The sequence below is a fragment of the Ktedonosporobacter rubrisoli genome (assembly GCF_004208415.1).
GTDB lineage: Bacteria > Chloroflexota > Ktedonobacteria > Ktedonobacterales > Ktedonobacteraceae > Ktedonosporobacter > Ktedonosporobacter rubrisoli.
Map to the genome: position 1 here is coordinate 120,050 of NZ_CP035758.1, position 17,758 is coordinate 137,807.

Genomic DNA, 17,758 nt, shown 5'->3' on the forward strand with positions numbered 1-17,758 from the left:
CGTTCTCCTACATCGCCTGTATGAGTCAGGTTAGTACGTAGATGGATGAACAAACATCGTCAAGACTGCTGACTGCAAGGATGATTGCTCAAAACATAGCCACAACAATTCTTTGTGGTCTGATCCGTTGGGGAACAATTGCCTTTTTACCTTTGAAGATATATACTTCTTAAAAGTAGTTTGTTGGGGAACAAAAAAGTAGAAAGCAGGGAGATCTATGCCAAAGCGGGCTCAGTATACAATTTACTGGTCAGCAGAGCAGGACTGCTATCTTTTCAAGGAGGCGCAAGAGCTTGCCGCCAGGCCTTCTCTTTTCGTCGAGGAGAGCCTGAAGGCCTGGCTTGAGGAGCATAGTGCTTTTGCCTTTTATGGACGCAATGGACAGATCAATCTGCTAAAAGAGAGGCGCAGTCGCGGTACAGAGGGCTATTGGTATGCCTATCGCAGGGCTAAGAAGCATGTAAGCAAACGTTATGTTGGTCGGAGCAGCCAGCTGAGTATAGAGCGCTTGGAAGAAATCGCTACTCTGCTGGTAAACGAACACTCACCCAGCTCTTCTTCAGGACAAGTCACCTTTGTCTCACAGATAGATGGCTCATCCGCCAAAACCCATGCTTTGCAAGCAGCGGCTCATCAAGTCAGCAGCGGCAAAGGCCCCGTTGAAGATATTATCCACGCCAAAGCTAATACCACTCGTGCAGAAAGCGCGCCAACAGCTTCAGCTTCGTTGCCACGTTTGCCTTTATTACTCTCAAAGTTGCAATTGCCACATTTACCGCCAGGACTACTTGCGCGTACACATCTATTGGAGTTGCTGGATAAGGCCCCAACATACAAAGTAACGCTGATCTCGGGAACCGCTGGCTCGGGCAAAACAACTCTGGTCGCCAGCTGGGTCGCTGCGCGCCATACGCGTGCTCATTTTCCCCCTGTTGCCTACATTACTCTTGATGAGGGCGATAACGATCAGCTTCTCTTCTGGCATTATATAATCACTGCCTGTCAGAGCTTTGATCCCAAGCTGGGAAAAGAGGCACTGGCAGCACTTTACGCCCATCGGCCACCTACGCTGAAACCATTAGAGATGATGCTGGTCACCTTGCTGAATGCCTTAAGCCAGCTCGAGCAGCCCGCTATTTTGATTCTTGACGATCTCCATACTATCAACTCATCACAGGTCGCGCAAACGCTCAGTTTCTTTCTTGAGCATCTACCTCCCTCGCTTCATCTCATCCTTTTAGCGCGCGGCGAGCCTCCCTTCTCGCTAGTCCGTCTGCAAGCTCACAATGAGATATTGGATATCTCTCCACTCAATTTGCGCTTCTCGCTAGCAGAGACAAAAGCATTTTTCACCAAAGAACTTCCCTTTTCACTCGCGCCTGGCCTCGTGCAACGCATCTATGAGCGTCTGGAAGGCTGGCCAACTGGTTTGCGCCTCTTTGCCGAAGCGCTGCATTGGTTCGGTCCCGCGCAAAATATTGAAGAGATGCTCACGGCCTTCTCGGGAAATTACTTGAACATCCAACAATACTTTCTGCATGAAATCCTCCATACCTTGCCGGCAGCCTTACAAGAGTTTTTGCTCTATACCAGCAATTTACCACTCATCACGGCCTCACTTTGTGATACCATCACAGGCCGCACAGACAGCGCGCAGCATATCGCGGCTTTATATCGCGGTGATCTCTTTTTAATCCCTCTGGATGGAAGCGGGAAATGGGCCCGCTACTATCCTCTCTTTGCTGAGGCAATAGCCCAGGAGGCACACCATCTGCTGGGAGAGGCATGCTTGGATGAGCTGGCTGAACGTGCTAGCCTCTGGTATGAAGAACATGAGCTATTCGCCGAAGCCATTGAAACCGCCCTTAAGGCGAAAGCCTTTCCGCGCGCCGCCCGTCTGATTGCAAAGTTTATTGACAGCGGACAACAGGCTAGCATCTTAGCGGCTCCGGAGATCTATCGCCTCAAGCGCTGGTTAGAGGCCCTACCCGATAAAATACTGGCGCACCAACCCGAACTATGCATGCATGCAGCTCTAACCTTGCTCCTCACCCTTCTTGAGCAAGCACGTCTACTGGAGGGTAAAGAGCGCCTTCTCTATCTACTGCAGATGGCCGAACAATATTGGCGGGATACAAACCAGATTACCAAACTGGCAAGAATCTTCGCTTTCCAGGCGCTGCTAGCCCGCATCGAGGGAAATATTCTGCAGGCTATGACCTGGGCCCGCCAGGCTTTGAGCTGGATGCCAGCAGAAGAACAGATGTGGCGCGCCCTCGCTTTGACCTCGCTAGGCATTGGCGAGATGCTAGACGGCTCTCTCACCAATGCGCGCGGACTCTTGCGCGAAACGCTGGCCCTCAATGAGCGCCAGGGCAACCCTATCAGCACACGTGCAACTAGAAGCAGGCTGGCTATCGTAAGTTTTGAGCAAGGAGAACTGCGCCTGGCCAATGAGCAACTTCACCAGCTTCTTGCCCAGGCTCGCGCACAACAGGACCGCGATGATATTGCCCGCACCCAATTGCAATTGGGCAGAATCGCTTATTATTGGAATGATCTCAATGCTGCAGAGCAGGCTATTCAGGAGGCTCTGGCCTATGGCAAAGAGATCAATATAGAAGAGGTCTTAGCACTGGCCGCCGTTCAGCAAGCCCGCATCATCCATGCTCGCGGACACAGTGCTCAGGCTCAACAGCACTTGACTATATGGCTGGCCCAGCATCAAACAGCTATCACGCCTCAGAGCCAACAGCTCTCGCGCGAAGTCCAGGCACAACTTGCCTCTATTCAACTTGCTAATGGCGATCTGGCCGCTGTCGAGCGCTGGTTGGCCAGCCTCAAGGGAGGTGAAGATTTTCTCCCTCTCTATCAACGTCGGCGCGAGCAATTGCTACAAGCGCGCCTGTTGCTAAGGCGAGGAGATATTACCACAGCGCTAGAGCAACTTGAGGATTTATCCGCAGGAGCCCAGAAGACCGGCCACGTTCATTTCAAGCTAGAAATCCAAGTTGTGTTGGTCCTGGCCTATTCCCAACAGGGTTTGGCAGAGGAAGCACGCCAACAGCTCGTTGAACTACTTCAACTCACCCATTTTGAAGGCTATCTGCGCCTCTTTCTTGATGAGGGTCAGACCTTAGCAGGTTTATTGCACAATCTTCTTCCTTACTTGCGCAAGGAAGATTTGCTCGCCGCCGCACGCCGTATTCTTGGCGCTTTCGCTCAGGAAAGCTCTCCTGTCAGCCATCGACCAATATCGAGCACACCACACATAGGAGAGCCCCTGAGTCCACAGGAACAGCGCGTCTTGCGTTTATTGAGCATGGGTAATTCTAATGCTGAGATCGCTAGCGAGCTAGTAGTCTCGGTCAATACGATCCGTACTCAGCTTCAAAGCATCTACCGCAAATTAAACGTCAAGAATCGGAGCCAAGCCAGTACCATAGCCAGGCAGCTCGATCTGCTATAGGTGCTGCGCTGATATAAACTCGCAGCAGCTATCCTTCGAGCCACATCATTAATCGCGCTACCCGGCTAGATAGGCCTGTAGGGCCTGCACGCCAGCTTCGGCAATTTCGCCATCCTCGCTAGACTTCGCGCCGCTCACTCCAATGGAGCCAACAACATATCCATCAACTCTTATAGGTAAGCCACCTTCCAATGGAACCATACCAGGCACGCCCAACACAATATTATTGCCCCCGCTTACCAAATCTTCATGATACTTTGTTGGACGATGAAAGTTGACTGAGTGTTGAGCCTTGGCCAGGGCTATATCGACGCTGGCGTTAGAGGTGTTGTCCATGCGCTGAAAATAGAGCAATTTGCCACTATCACTCAAGATAGCAATAGCTACGGATAAGCCATGCTTAAGCGCTTTTTCTTCTGCTGCAGCAGCGATGAGCTTGGCAACAGCCAGAGTAAGCACGGGTCGAGTTTCAAGCTTATGGGCCATTCATTTCTCCCTATACGCATGCTCGTAAAAGACGCTGCTTATGCTTACATTGCAAGAAATAAGCAGCGAAGCCACTGATAATTAGTAGTCTGTCAAGGTTGACGTGACGCGTGAAACAAGCGGGGATGCAAGGGGCTCTCGCCCCTTGACTGTGGCCTGCCGGGATGTGTAGCATCCCCAAGCTGTGCCCCAGCTCCCTCCGCCATCTGCCGCCGTAGGCGGCGCACTCGTCAATCCCGGCTTGACAAAGCACTAGTTATAGCGGCATGGAATTTACGGCACATCTATTCTATCACAATCAGGTCCTTAGCCAAAAAGATGTAGCTTGCTCAATATCTAAGCTTGACGTTAAAACTATGTCTAAGTATACTTATGTCAAAATTTATATAGTGGGTTAGTAATGCCAAGGAGATTGTTAATGAAACGTTCTCACCTGATATTGCTGCTTCTCTTGCTCTGCTTATTTAGCTCCTGTAGTGCAGGATCGCAGTCCCAATCCCCGGCAACATCAACGGCCAAACCTCAATCCACGCCAAGCCCAGCAATTACGCCTACACCGACGATTCCTGCTGTCCCTTCCCAAAAAGTGCACTTTCAAACCGCAGACAATATACAGCTCGCAGGTTTGCTCTATGGTAATGGCAAAATCGCTGTGATCTGCTCACATGAATTTCGTGCTGACAAAAGTATTTGGGATGAAAGCGGTATCCCTCAACGTCTCGCTCAGCGCGGCTACCGCGTTCTTGCCTACGATTTTCGGGGAAACGGCGATTCGGCTGGCAAATCCGATGTAAGTAAGCTTGATGTTGATCTTCGCGCTGCAGTCGGCTTCATGCGCCAGCAAGGGGCTAGCACGATCGTTCTACTTGGCTCCAGCATGGGAGGAACTGCTTCATTACAAGTGGCCGCCAGCGAGCAAATTGCGGCAGTGCTAACCCTTTCTGCTCCTCAATCCTTTGGCAAGGGTATTAGCGATGCTCAAATAAAGTCTATCAGCGTTCCCAAGCTCTTTATTAATAGCGAGAACGACGATTATGCCTCAGAAACCCAACATATGTATTCGCTGGCTAGCGAGCCAAAGGAGCTTCATCTTTATCCGGGTTTTGCCCATGGCGTCAATATTTTTATGGAGAATGGCAGTGATCTAACCTTGCGCCTTCTCACCTTCATTGAGCACTACGCTCCGGTCGGCTAGATCCATCTCCCAGCTGGCTGCAGATAATGCCAGCCTTTCTCCTCGCAGCCGTTGCACGTCGCGCATCGGTGGAACACCGAAGAGACTTTTGTACTCTCGATTGAAGTGGGAAGCGTCTTGATACCCAACGCGAAAGGCCGCGCTGGCCGCATCCAGATCTTCCCCTAGCATCAGGCGACGGGCTTGCTGAAGCCGCAAGCGCTTCTGGAATTGCAAAGGGCTCATGGCGGTGACCGCCTTAAAGTGATGATGGAAGCCCGAAACGCTCATACCCAACTCGCGCGCAAGATCCTCGATACGCAATGGCTGATCGAAGTCCTGGCGCAAGCGTGCAACGGCTCTGGCAATATCGGAGGTGTACCCTCCCAGGACTGCTAGATGGCGGAGGCGGTCCCCCTGCTCTCCTATGAGAAGCCGATATATAATCTCTCGCGTAATCAATGGCAGCAAGACCGACACTTCGGCTGGAGCATCCAGCAATCTAACAAGACGCACAGCCGCGTCAAGCAGATTGCTGTCAAGCAGGCTGACAGCTATAGCTCTGGCATCCGCCTGCTTTCCCTGTGAAGTGTATCCCGCTTCCAACAGCACTGAGCTCACAAGCGTAGGAGGAAGTTCCAGGCGCAGGCTGAGATATGGCCGCTCAGTTGAAGCATCCACCACATGGCTCGCGCTGGGAAGCTCAATCGTAGTGAGCAGATAATGCAAAGGATCGTAGCGATAGCAACTCTCACCGAGCAGAACCTCTTTGCTACCCTGAGCAATTACGCACACGGATGGGATGGATATCCCATGCAGTGGCGCTGTCGGTGAGGATGAACGAGCAAGGTGCAATCCTGGTAGAGGCTGAAGCATTCCATCCTGCCGGAGAACCCGGGTGAGCCGCTCAATCAGTTCCTCACGATTGGCCTGAAGTCGTTGAACCTCGCGTTCGCTCCGCTCTTTAATCGACGTAGACATTGGAATCCTTCTCTTCTCGCTCTCATGCCCATCTTCTAGATTTGCAGAATCTGACAATTATTTTCAACGATCATTCTATCACTCAGCACTCAAAAGCGTCTATACTCCCTTTACGTCAAGCACATGCTTCTCTGCTTGTGCGGAGCCCTGCTGGACCTTTCTTCAAGGGAAGAGAAGCAGGCTGAAACGTGCTGATAGTTTGTCTGGAGAGACGATAAAGGAGTAACCTGAATGGGAAAACTTGATGGTAAGGTTGCGATTGTGACCGGAGCTGGCCGAGGGCTCGGACGTGCGATTGCGCAGGCCTACTTACAAGAAGGTGCATCCGTGACTGCAACCGCTGCGCGCGAACAGGCCGAACTCGATCAACTGGCGAAGCAGGATTGCTCTCAACAGGTGCTGGCGCTACTGGCTGATGTGACAAATCCAGCTGCATGTGAGCAGATTGTGGAGCAGACCATCCAACGCTTTGGCCACGTAGATATCCTTGTCAATAATGCCGCTCGTGGCATGAAGTATGTCAGCCCTTCTTTTCTGATGGAACCAACGCGCTTTTGGGAAATAGAACCTGCGGTCTGGCAGATGATCATCGAAACGAATGTCAATGGAACATTCTATATGACGCGCGCCGCTGTGAGGCGTATGCTGGAGCAGCAGCGTGCGGGGAGCATTATTAACATCAGTATGAACTATGAAGGGATGAAGCGGCGCGGTTTTTCTCCCTACGGACCGTCAAAGGCTGCGCTTGAGTCTGCTTCGGCCATCTGGGCTCAGGAGCTGACAGAAGCAAGTATACGTGTTAATGTTCTGCTGCCGGGTAGCATAACCAATACTGGTATGGTCCCTGCTGAGGTGCCAGCCGATCTACAGGCACGAATGCTCCAGCCGGAGATCATCCAGGCTCCAGCTGTGTTTCTCGCCTCGGACGCTTCGCAAGAGCTCACTGGTCGTCGCTTGATTGCCGCGGAGTGGAGTGCGACAAATCCACAAGGTAGAGCTATTGTGGAGGGAATTGGCACCCCCTCCACTCTTCAGAGAAATTAAACGAGATAGAACAGCTCACTGCTTCTAGAACGAGTAGTCGCCGTTATGAGCATCTTCTAGATACCGGGCCAGCAAGTTAATGCTCGCTTCCAGATCGGCCCGGTGAATCATTTCGTTGACAGTATGGACGTAGCGGGTAGGCGTCGAGAGCGTGATCGTGGGCGAGCCTTCGCGTGCCCGCTGCATCGATCCCGCATCGGTTCCGCCGCGTGGCAGCACCTCTAGCTGATAGGGAATGTTGTTCTGCTTCGCTACATCGCGGAAGTGTCGCACGAGCTTATGGTTGGAGATATGCGAAGAATCGAATACCTTGAGAGCAGTGCCCTCGCCCAGTCGTGTAACGGCATCTTGATCATGCCCACCAGGAATGTCGCCCGCCAGAGTGGCATCCAGCGCTACGCTCACATCCGGCTGAACCTGGTAGGCGGCAGTGGCTGCGCCACGTAGACCCACCTCTTCCTGGACCGTGGCGACGGCAAAGATAGTCACCTCGTGGCTACGCAGCGCACGCAGGGCTTCTAGCATCACAAAGAGGCTGGCACGATCATCCAGCGACTTGCTGACGACCATATCGCCAACGACTTCAAGCGTGCGATCCATCGTAATCATATCGCCCACTTCTACTTTTGCGCGCACCTGTTCCTTTGACAGGCCAAGATCGATAAAGAGATCATCGAGTTTCACTGCCGGGGGTTTCTCATCTCCTAAGAGGTGAATAGGCTTGCTCGATGGCATCAGAACTCCTCGTAACGTCTGGCCCGCAAAGCCGTGGACCAGGACTCGCTGAGCAAAGAGCACACGGGCATCAAAACCACCCACCGGCTGAATACGGATGAATCCCTGGTCGTCAATATGCTTGACGATGAAGCCGATTTCGTCCATATGGGCTGCCAGCATGACACGACGCTCACTTTTACCTCGCTTTAAGGCGATGATGTTGCCCAGGCGATCAACCCTCACCTCGTCGGTAAGTGTGCGCAGTTCTTCCAGGATTAGGGCGCGCACCTGGTCTTCGCGTCCTGCAATGCCAGGTGTCTCCGCAATTTTTTTCAGCAATTCAACATTAATTGCCATTCCTACGCTCCTTTTACATTTAACTCGATGTATCTCAAAGATACAGGCACGGCGTATGGGCTCTTCAAAGCCATACTCCTCTTCCACATGTTTACACTACCAGCGAAAGTTTGTCCAGTCCAAATCAGGCCAACCTATATTCACAAACTTCATTTCTACCCGGATATATACTATTAAAAGAAGCTAGGTAATTCGTCTCACTAAGGCAAGAGCTGAGCCGGGGCGAAGATTGATTATGGCAATAACACAAATACCTTGGCTCTGCTCGCATCAGTAGACAACCAAAGTAGCGTTTGACAAATTGTCAGTGTTATAGCGCTCACGGTAAGGGTAGTTTTTGGCGCCTCCTCTCCAAAAACTACCTCTTACTGTTCTGGCCCAACAAATAGAGCCCATCAATTACAGCGCGTAGGTAAGCACCTCTCCATCAGCCGGAATTGCCACCTGTTGTATCAAGCCTTCCTGTTCAACCTGCTCCTTCAACTCGGATCTTTTGAGGCGACAATGGTTAATAGCTTCTAGATGAACGGCTACAACTTTCGCCGCTGGCAAAGTCCGACATACCTGGAAAACATCGTCGGCGGTCATGGTAATTGGATCGCCAACCACAAATGTGGCAGCACCAGTATTGAGAACCACTACTTCCGGTCTAAATTCCTGGAGAGCTTGCTTAACCTCAGCGCACCAGATAGTATCACCAGCGATATACAGGGTCGGCTCCTGTTCTGCTGACAAAACAAATCCTGAAACCTGTCCCATCTTTTTTCCGATCTCCCCCGTCCCATGCTGGCCACCAGTACGCGAAATCAGCACACCTTGCCATTCCACGTGATCTATTACTGGCCGTATCTTCGTAAATCCTGCCCTGGCGAAAGCTTCTTGATCCTCCGGCTGGCAAAAAATTGGCAGATCTTTAGACAGCAAAGCTCCGGCCTGGGCATCCCAGTGATCCAAGTGTGTATGTGTTACGAGAACTGCATCAATATTTTGCAGAAGCTTGCGCAATTCTTCCGCGGATACAGGCAAGTCAACCAGCGGATTGCGTAGCGTATTACCGGAATTGGCAACAGGCTCTATAGCCCCGGCAGGACTTAACATAGGATCTACAAGGAACTGTAAGCCATGGTAGTTAATGATAGAAGTTGCATGACGCAACAGGTGAACTTTCATTTTCGCCTCCCGCATATCTTAATAACGAGGTGAGCCCTTGCGCTCTTAGCTTGTAGACCAGGATATCGCATAAGCTTGTCGTGTTCCTGCTCGTACAAAGAGACGATAGACCTCAACCCCATTGACAACTGATGCATTTGAATTGTAGCGTATCAAGAACGTTACTTACATAAAGAAAGTTAAACTGTTCAGCCCCTCTTTCTTTTCAAATGAAAAGTAAGGGCATCCTATCCCAACAATTGGAGCTCTATTTTATGGACAATATAAACAAAGCAATCTTACTGGAGCTACAACGCAACAGCCGACTCTCTATGCGCAAGCTAGCGGCTCTCATACATATGACTGCTCCCGCAGTTACTGAGCGCGTGCGTCGCCTTGAAGAGCAAGGCATCATTACTGGTTACACGATTCGCATTGATCAACAGAAAATTAATCCTATTATTGAGGCATATGTTGAGACATTTATGAAAAGCAGCCATCATCAGGAATTCCTCAAGTTTGTCCAGGCTCAAAAGGAGATCCGCGAGTGCCATCGCATCTCAGGAAACGCCTGCTATTTACTAAAAATAGAAGTGCCGGACCAGGGCACCCTTAACACTTTTCTAGAAGCGCTCCTCACCTATGCCAACTATCGCCTCAATATTGTTATCGCCTCCACCGTTAAAGATGCTTAGTATGCTACTCACCCCCAATGCACCGATATGTCAGTGCATCATATTGACATATAACCACATCTCTGCTATGGTACATATATCTCTAGAACAGGCTATCTTTCGATAACTAGCCGGTGGAGGTCACTTCAGGCATCAAGTTGCCTCACCACTTTATGGAAATGAAAGGAAAAGGGAGCATGGCTATCCGCAAGATCGTTACTCTTGGTAATCCAATATTACGGCAGAAGGCCAAAAAGGTGCATCGCTTTGACACCTCGCTACAGAAGCTTGTTAACGATATGTTTGAAACCTTACATGCAGTGAACGGGGCAGGTCTGGCAGGTCCTCAAATAGGGCAATCGATCCGCGTATTTGTGGCCGAATACGAAGACCAGAGAGTCGCCCTATTTAATCCCGAGATTGTCAAAGCGGAGGGGGAAGAGCTAGGTTCAGAAGCTTGCCTCAGCATTCCAGGCTACTTTGGTGAAAATATCCGCCGCTCAGAAAAGATTATGGTGAAGGCCCAGGATGTGCGCGGCAAAGCTGTACGCGTGCCTGCTGAAGGCTGGTTTGCACGCATCCTGCAGCATGAGATCGACCATTTAGATGGTATCCTCTACTTTGATCGTCTCGACAGGCCTGAAGATCTGCGTGAGGTACGCCCTGGCGATCTAGAAGAAGACGAAAGGTCACAACATGCTGACACGGCAACAAGTTAAGACTCTCTGTCCAATGAATTGCCATCCTACCTACTGTGGGATGGTAGTTGAAACCGAACAAAATCTCTTCAAAACGCTTAAGGGTGATCGCGATAATCCAGATAGTCGCGGCTTCTTATGCCTGCGTGGGCGAGCCAGCGCCGAAATCGTTGATAATCCGCGGCGCCTTTTATACCCTCTGCGCCGGCTTGGACGCCGCGGGGAAGATCGTTGGGAGCCAATCACGTGGGATGAGGCGCTATCTCTGATTACAGAGCGTATTCAGCGTACCAGGCGCGATCGCGTGGGCATCTGGCCAGGGCATGGATCAATCGTGATGGGAGCCACTGCTTCACTCATTATGCGCTTTGGCTATATGGGAGGCTTCCAGATCTGGAACTCGGCCATCAATTGTTGGGCACTCGGCGCCTATGGTCTGGCCCTGACCGGCGTCTTAGAGGCTCACACAAAAGAAGATATGGCGGCCCATGCGCAAACTATTTTTATCTGGGGAGCTAATCTAGCCAGCCAACCAACTACAGGCCCAGCCTTGATCGAGGCGCGTAAGCGCGGAGCACAGATAGTTCATATCGATTGCCGGCACTGCGAGGCTTCTCGCCAGGCCGATGAGGTAGTATTAATACAACCAGGCACGGACGCAGCTCTGGCGCTGGCAATGTGCAATGTTATTATTAGCGAAGGGCTAACAGATAGCGCATTCATTGAAAATTATACTCTTGGCTTTAGGGCCTTTGCCGAACATGTGCGCACGCTTACGCCCACATGGGCAGCACCGATTACAGGTGTTTCAGTTGAGCGCATTCGTCAGCTGGCCCGCATATATGCCACATCCAGGCCCGCCATGCTGATGATGGGCGGAAGCTCGCTGTTTAAACATCGCGCGGGTTGGGAGGTCAGCCGGGCTATTGCCTGCCTGCCGGCCTTAACAGAGCAACTGGGCATAGCAGGTGGAGGTTTTGGTCCTCGCCACGGTGCTTTGACTCATGGCACCGGCTTTGCCAACCTTTTAGCCATTGAGCAGCGCCCGGCGGGTAGTTATATTCCTAATCATATGTCCTCAGTTGTCTCAGCAATGGAAGCAGGTCAGCTTGACGTGCTCTTTCTGCTCGGCACAAATATACTTTCCTCATATGCTAACTCAGGTTCACTGGCACAAGCCCTTGATAAAATAGATCTCATTATAGCTCATGACATCTTTATGAATGAGACGATACGGAGTTGTGCAGATCTGATTCTGCCCGGGACCATCTGGCTAGAGGAGCTTGGACTTAAGGATACGCCAGGCCACATCTATTTGATGGAACGTGTATTATCTCCAGCCGGTGAAGCGCACTCAACCGGGCAGCTATTACGCGATCTGGCGCAACGCCTGGCCATAGAAGACTATTTTCCCTGGCCAGGAGAGGAAGAATTTCTTGATGCCTTGCTTGAGCCTCAACAGGATGCCCAGGGTCAGGCCTTAACCGTTGCCAAGTTACGCCAGCTTGGCGGTTTCCAGGCCAGGAGCAACCTTTCGCCAGTAGCTTACGAAGATAGGCATTTCCACACGCCCTCCGGCAAGATAGAATTTTGGAGCGAACAGGCAAAGCGGGTGGGACTTTCTCCGCTGCCCACCTTTACGGCTCCTCCAGTCAGTAAACGCTATCCCTTGCAATTTCGTCAGGGCCGTACGCTCAGCGCCTTCCATTCTTTCTATGACGAGGGTCAGGCTCTTCCATCGCTTGCCAGAGCCAATCCCGAACCCGAACTCTGGCTACACCCCAGGGATGCAGCAAAGCGCAGCATCGTTGATGGTAATCATGCTCTCCTCTACAATGACCAGGGTCAGGTTCGTGCTCGGGTACGCATCACAATAGATATCCAGCCAGGAGTAGTCTGGATGCGTGACGGCTGGAACGAGCTCAACAGGCTCACTAGCGGGAGCGCCGCGCTCTCTCCTGCCGCCAGCGACGCCATCAATCCCCACACGCTCCCCGGCGGGCAATCAGCTTATGACGCCCTGGTGGAAGTGCGGGCAGTAGCTCAGGAAGGATAAGTGTACTCTCCTACTGCTTTCAGGCTGGCTCATGCAGTAGTTTGGGTGGTAAACAAAAAAGCGAAAATGGTTGCTCAGGACAGCGAAAGCTCATATGCTTGCCAGGCGCTCGCCAGCCTGGCGATGCCTTCTTGCATTATCTCTGTGTCCACTAGAAAAGGTAGGCGCACATAGCTCTGATGGGTGCCATCAACCGAGAACATACTCCCAGGGCAGATCAATACGCCATGGCGCAAAGCGAGTTGCGCTAACTCCTGAGCATTTCCTGCAGGCAGACGCAACCAACCAAAATAGCCTCCTGCAGGGCGCCGCCATTGCCAGGACGGTAGATATGCCGCTAACAGCTGCTCCATAGCTGCTAATCTCTCCTTCACATCGCGCTGGCGAGCTGCACGAATCTGCTCGATCCGTTGCATCACGCGCAAGGCAATAGCCTGCGAGACAAGACCGGTTCCCAGATCGGCCCTTTCTTTAAGCTGCAACAGTCGTTCAATAATGGTTTCTGCAGCCCGTATCCAGCCAATACGCAGCCCGGACCAGAACATTTTATCCAGCGAGCCAACGGCAAGAACAGGGCCTTGCCGACAAAAAGAAGCAATAGGCGGTGGTACGTCTTCCTCTCCAAAGCGGACATCCACGAACGTCATATCCTCAAGGAGCGGCATTCTAGTCTCGGCCACAAGGCGAGCTATCTCCTGACGTGCATGTGTTGGCATAAGCGTTCCAGTGGGATTCTGAAAGGTAGGGGTCAGGTAGAGTAGGCGTGGAATAGTAGTCTTGCACAGCTCGCGTAATTCAGGCAGCTGTATGCCCCGGTCACCCACAGATAGTGGAGCGAGTTGTGCACCATATCCCCGAAAGATATCAATAGCGCCAAAATAGGTAGGATTTTCCAGCGCCACAACTTCTCCACGCTGGACGTAGAGTTGCGCGATCAGCGCTATTGCCTGTTGTGCTCCTGTGGTTACCAGAATCTGGTGTGCCGAGGTCGGCAAACCGCAACGGCTCAAGTAGCTAGCTATCTCCTGACATAATGGTAACCAGCCTTGCGGCGAATAACTACGCTGCGCCATCACCCACTCTATATCGCTGGCCGTCAGAGCGAAATCGCTAGCTGCTATCTCGGCTAAGGGGCCGGGCGTACCAACTGACAAATCTATCAATATCTGCTGTTGCGTTGAGGGCAGGTGCCAGGGAATATTGGGAGCCGCGAGGCCGATCGGAGGCACATACGTTTTGCCCAGGGGCAACGAACGCACCCAGGTTCCACTGCCTTGCAAGCGATCTACCCAGCCCTCTTGCTCAAGTAAGCGATATGCTCCTAGAACCGTAGTACGGCTCACGGCCAGAGCCTGGGCCAGCACGCGCTCAGCAGGTAAACGAGTTAGAGGGGCAATATCTCCACGTTGGATAGCTGCTTGCATGCTTGTAGCAAGCTGGCGATAAAGCGCTCCCCGCCCGGCAGACCAGGGGCCCAGTACCTGAAGAAGTTGCTGCATTTCCATATGACATACCATTTAGCTCTTAATTGGATATACTTTTGCCATCCTTTGTGCTTTATCATGGTTATATAACACTTGTCAAGAAGAGCCCATCCGGGCAGATAAGCCTGCATAGCAAATTCATTTTTTCAGAAAGGATGCGTTTCCCATGTCTCTTTATACCCTCCCCGAATCTCTGCTTGAGCGCTGGTTTGCCCAATTCGAATTCGTGCCAGGAATGCACATGCTGGCAGCCAGCTGGCCCTCATCGGTCACCACACGAGAGCTGCTTGGCCTGGAAGAGCCCGAAACAACAACGCGATATCTTGAGCTTAATCTTGATTACATCGAGAATCCCGGCACCGAAAGCCTGCGCCAGGCCATCGCCAATCTTTATACCAGGCTGGATGCTCAGGATATCCGTACCATGTCAGGAGCAAGCGAAGCTCTCTCGCTGCTGATCTTGACCCGCACTCAGCCTGGCGACAATATACTCGTTGAAGATCCGGGTTACGAAACAATTACAGGAATAGCCCAATCGCGCGGTATTGAGGTGCGTCGTTTCTCTCGGCAAATAGAGCAAGATTGGAAGCCAGACCTTGCCAAGCTCGCCGGGCTTGCTGATAGGCGCACGCGGCTGATCTCTCTCACTCATGCCCACCATCCAACCGGCGCACTTCTCCAGAAAGAGGATATGCAAGCTATCGCGCAAATCGCCGAGAAAGTGGGAGCGCTCATTGTCAGCGATGAAGTCTTTCGCTTGATCACGCTCGATGGCACCACGGCGCCTTCGTTTATCGATGTTGTTGAGCAAGCTGTAGTTCTTGGGGATATGAGTAAGCCCTGGGGCCTGGGAGGGCTACGCATCGGCTGGGTTGCCAGCCGCGATCACGAGTTACTCCAACAGTTGAGCGCTGCACGTGACTATTCGAGCATGTCTAGCAGTGCCCCTGGCGAGTTCCTGGCCGAGATAGCACTGCGTCAGACGGAAAATATTATGGCTCCGCGCTTGGCTGCCGCGCGCTCTAATCTACGGCGCCTGGCGCAGGCTATCGCAACAAGCCGGCAAGCGCTGCGCTGGTCGCGCCCGCAGGCTGGTTATACTGCGTTTGTACAACTTCCTTTCGCCACAAAATCCTTTTGCCGCTATCTAGCCGAGGAAAAACGCTTGCTTCTCTTGCCTGGATATGTCTATGGAAAAGCGTATGAGCAATTTGTGCGCATTGGCTTTGGAGCTGACGCGCTCCAATTTGCCGAAGACCTTGACATACTGCTGCAAGAATTAGAAAAGTGGCAGAGCCATGTATAGTAGGGCGCGCAACAATAGTAACGCTATCACAGTAAGCTGAGCTGGGACACGTTAAGAGCATTTTGATTTGTAGCTTGTATGAATGTTGCAAGCTGGTAGCTAAAGGGATTGTGGGAGAAGAATGCTGAGCGCTCAGCACTTTTCTCCGCTTAGCACCTGTGCCTGCGCTTATAAATGTTCTGAAGCGAAACTGGAGAAGGCAGGTTCTCTCTCAGCTTATTCCGTCTCCAAATCGTGGAGAAAGACCTCTCCTCCGCGAGCAAGGGCTTGCGGGCGCCTTCGTCGTAAGAAGAGCAGGTACGCCATCCCCAATACAACCCAGATGAGGAGAAGCAGCAAGGCATGATTTACCGGGTAAGAAGGAGGCTTAGATACTATGTGAAGTACCGCCATTAACATCAATCTCAGCACCGGTGAGCGTCACAACCTGCTTGGAGGCCAGAAACAGAGCTAGCGCGGCAATCTCTTCAGGCTTGGTCATATGTCCCCCCACAAAGTCAGCAGAGCGTTCCTGCTCAAGCTGTTCCACGGACAAACCACTCATTTCCGCCTGCTGCTCCAAAAGGCGAACAGCACGCTGAGTGCGCGTAAGGGAGGGACTGATGGCGTTAACCAGAATGTTGTGAGGCTTGAGCGTCAAGGCTAATCCCTTCGTGAAGTTACGAATGGCTGCATTAGTAGCGGCCCCTGGTAAGAAGCTGGGAGAAGGCTCCTTACCGAAAGCCCCAATCACATTGATGATACGCCCTCCACCGGCTTCAATCAAATGGGGAATCACCTCGCGCGTAAGACGCATATAGCCAAAGAATTTGAGCTGCATTGCTGCCATCCATTGCTCGTCGGGAATTTCCAGGAAAGGCCCGCCCATCGCGCTACCAGCATTATTAAACAAAATATCGATATGCCCAAATCGGCTTACGGTCTCCTCCACAACGCGTTTCACGTCCTCTAACTGGTTCAGATCTGCCACCACAGCTAAACCTTCACCACCTGCAGCTTCAATCTCGCTGACAGTCTTTCTCAATGGCTCAATACTGCGCCCAACAGCTGTAACTTTGGCCCCCTCGCCGGCAAAGGCCACCGCCGTGGCCTGCCCAATGCCCGCACTTCCTCCGGTAACAATTACTACCTTATCTTGTAAACCTAAATCCATTTCACCTATTCCCTGCTTTCACTAGCAACGATTAGCTGTCGCCAGACATATTTTAATTCGAAGCACTTAAAGCCTTACGAGAAAAAACAAAATTTCTCATACCGTGGGCTACCTTTAACGTAGCTCATGTGCAAAGTGATAGGCGCTGATATGCAGTCCCTGGTTAAAGTAGAAACGATGGGCAGTCTGCCGCTGCGGACCCGAATCAAGATGGAGCTGATCGCAGCCCAATCCTCTGGCCTCGGCAAACAACCATTCCATCAAACTACCAGCATGCCCCTTACCACGAAACTTGGCAAGGGTGATGAGATCATCGACATACAGCACATACCCCCAGGCCAGGGTGTGCAGAAAACGAAAACCAGCTAGAGCCTGTGGCTCTTCGAGCCCATCTTCAAACGCTCCTATCAGCCGATAGCCTTCCGGCCGTTGCTGGTGATTGATCTGCTCAATCATAGCCTCGCGCGAGCTCAGATGAGGTCGTAATTCAAGAAACGCAGTGTAAGCTAAGCCGGTCTCTTCCGGCCCAATCTCGCGTACAGTCGCCATAGCAAATTCTCTCCTACCTTTTTGAGGCCCATTATAGAGCGATGGTAATCAGCGACACAAGCACCAATCTCAACAAAGAGCACCAGCCAAACTCTTTATAAGTAGCACCGCCTGGTATCCTCTGATAGCCTGAAAAGAATCCAGCCAGTACATAGTAAGCGCATAGGATAACATTCCTCCTGTATAGCGCTACATTCTGGCGTCTGTATATGCAAGACCAGGATAAAGGGTACAACTTAGCTTAAAAATCTGCTCTTGACAAACCGAGCATCTTAGTTTATCTTAGTGATATCCCTAAAGCTAATATAAATCTTTCATCTTACTTATCAGCTCCCAACACATCCTTACCTCCCAGAAGAAAAGTGAAGCTAGACGAACCGTTAGCAACCCTCCAATACAGTAGCCAGCAACGCAGAACTACACTCACAACTCTTTTTAAGGCTTGCTGACCCTTCTCGCTT

General features: G+C 51.6%; 14 protein-coding genes. 7 read left to right on the plus strand and 7 right to left on the minus strand.

Annotation, left to right across the window (positions count from 1 at the left end):
• Window positions 1-217 precede the first annotated feature (217 nt).
• On the plus strand, window positions 218-3,469 hold the full coding sequence (locus tag EPA93_RS00590) for a winged helix-turn-helix domain-containing protein (RefSeq protein ID WP_129885167.1): 3,252 nt from the start codon (window positions 218-220) through the stop codon (window positions 3,467-3,469).
• A gap of 57 nt (window positions 3,470-3,526) precedes the next feature.
• On the opposite strand, the gene EPA93_RS00595 is transcribed toward EPA93_RS00590, so the two are convergent.
• The gene (locus tag EPA93_RS00595; protein ID WP_129885168.1) at window positions 3,527-3,955 is read right to left on the minus strand and encodes a GlcG/HbpS family heme-binding protein; all 429 of its coding nucleotides are present in this window, start codon (window positions 3,953-3,955) and stop codon (window positions 3,527-3,529) included.
• A gap of 418 nt (window positions 3,956-4,373) precedes the next feature.
• Here EPA93_RS00595 and EPA93_RS00600 point away from each other — a divergent pair, with 418 nt between their 5' ends.
• Window positions 4,374-5,150: an alpha/beta hydrolase gene (locus tag EPA93_RS00600; protein ID WP_165422771.1), complete on the plus strand. Its 777-nt coding sequence runs from the start codon at window positions 4,374-4,376 to the stop codon at window positions 5,148-5,150.
• Here the strand turns inward: EPA93_RS00600 and EPA93_RS00605 are convergent.
• The gene (locus EPA93_RS00605; protein ID WP_129885170.1) at window positions 5,100-6,110 is read right to left on the minus strand and encodes an AraC family transcriptional regulator; all 1,011 of its coding nucleotides are present in this window, start codon (window positions 6,108-6,110) and stop codon (window positions 5,100-5,102) included. The two genes, EPA93_RS00600 and EPA93_RS00605, sit on opposite strands and share 51 nt — an antisense overlap.
• A gap of 231 nt (window positions 6,111-6,341) precedes the next feature.
• On the opposite strand from EPA93_RS00605, the gene EPA93_RS00610 reads away from it, so the two are divergent.
• On the plus strand, window positions 6,342-7,154 hold the full coding sequence (locus EPA93_RS00610; protein ID WP_129885171.1) for an SDR family NAD(P)-dependent oxidoreductase: 813 nt from the start codon (window positions 6,342-6,344) through the stop codon (window positions 7,152-7,154).
• Between the two features lie 24 nt (window positions 7,155-7,178).
• Here EPA93_RS00610 and EPA93_RS00615 read toward each other — a convergent pair whose 3' ends face one another.
• Both EPA93_RS00615 and EPA93_RS00620 read right to left on the minus strand, forming a co-directional pair.
• Window positions 7,179-8,228 (minus strand): M42 family metallopeptidase, encoded by a 1,050-nt coding sequence (locus tag EPA93_RS00615; protein ID WP_129885172.1) that lies wholly within the window; start codon window positions 8,226-8,228, stop codon window positions 7,179-7,181.
• A 399-nt stretch (window positions 8,229-8,627) separates the two neighbouring features.
• Window positions 8,628-9,398 (minus strand): MBL fold metallo-hydrolase, encoded by a 771-nt coding sequence (locus EPA93_RS00620; RefSeq protein ID WP_129885173.1) that lies wholly within the window; start codon window positions 9,396-9,398, stop codon window positions 8,628-8,630.
• 254 nt (window positions 9,399-9,652) lie between these two features.
• Here EPA93_RS00620 and EPA93_RS00625 point away from each other — a divergent pair, with 254 nt between their 5' ends.
• From EPA93_RS00625 to EPA93_RS00635, 3 genes are all read left to right on the plus strand, one after another.
• Complete coding sequence (locus tag EPA93_RS00625; RefSeq protein WP_165422772.1) at window positions 9,653-10,072, plus strand: Lrp/AsnC family transcriptional regulator; 420 nt, start codon at window positions 9,653-9,655, stop codon at window positions 10,070-10,072.
• A gap of 176 nt (window positions 10,073-10,248) precedes the next feature.
• The gene (gene def, locus EPA93_RS00630) at window positions 10,249-10,770 is read left to right on the plus strand and encodes a peptide deformylase (protein ID WP_207229400.1); all 522 of its coding nucleotides are present in this window, start codon (window positions 10,249-10,251) and stop codon (window positions 10,768-10,770) included.
• Entirely contained in the window at window positions 10,748-12,805 is a 2,058-nt protein-coding gene (locus EPA93_RS00635) for a molybdopterin-containing oxidoreductase family protein (protein WP_129885175.1), read from the plus strand. The genes def and EPA93_RS00635 overlap by 23 nt, the downstream gene beginning before the upstream one ends.
• Window positions 12,806-12,879: 74 nt before the next feature.
• On the opposite strand, the gene EPA93_RS00640 is transcribed toward EPA93_RS00635, so the two are convergent.
• Complete coding sequence (locus tag EPA93_RS00640) at window positions 12,880-14,310, minus strand: aminotransferase-like domain-containing protein (RefSeq protein WP_165422773.1); 1,431 nt, start codon at window positions 14,308-14,310, stop codon at window positions 12,880-12,882.
• 145 nt (window positions 14,311-14,455) lie between these two features.
• Here EPA93_RS00640 and EPA93_RS00645 point away from each other — a divergent pair, with 145 nt between their 5' ends.
• Window positions 14,456-15,595: an aminotransferase class I/II-fold pyridoxal phosphate-dependent enzyme gene (locus EPA93_RS00645; protein ID WP_129885177.1), complete on the plus strand. Its 1,140-nt coding sequence runs from the start codon at window positions 14,456-14,458 to the stop codon at window positions 15,593-15,595.
• Between the two features lie 367 nt (window positions 15,596-15,962).
• On the opposite strand, the gene EPA93_RS00650 is transcribed toward EPA93_RS00645, so the two are convergent.
• Together EPA93_RS00650 and EPA93_RS00655 are read right to left on the minus strand one after the other, a co-directional pair.
• The gene (locus tag EPA93_RS00650; protein ID WP_129885178.1) at window positions 15,963-16,748 is read right to left on the minus strand and encodes an SDR family NAD(P)-dependent oxidoreductase; all 786 of its coding nucleotides are present in this window, start codon (window positions 16,746-16,748) and stop codon (window positions 15,963-15,965) included.
• Between the two features lie 114 nt (window positions 16,749-16,862).
• Window positions 16,863-17,297 (minus strand): GNAT family N-acetyltransferase, encoded by a 435-nt coding sequence (locus EPA93_RS00655; RefSeq protein ID WP_129885179.1) that lies wholly within the window; start codon window positions 17,295-17,297, stop codon window positions 16,863-16,865.
• Window positions 17,298-17,758 lie beyond the last annotated feature (461 nt).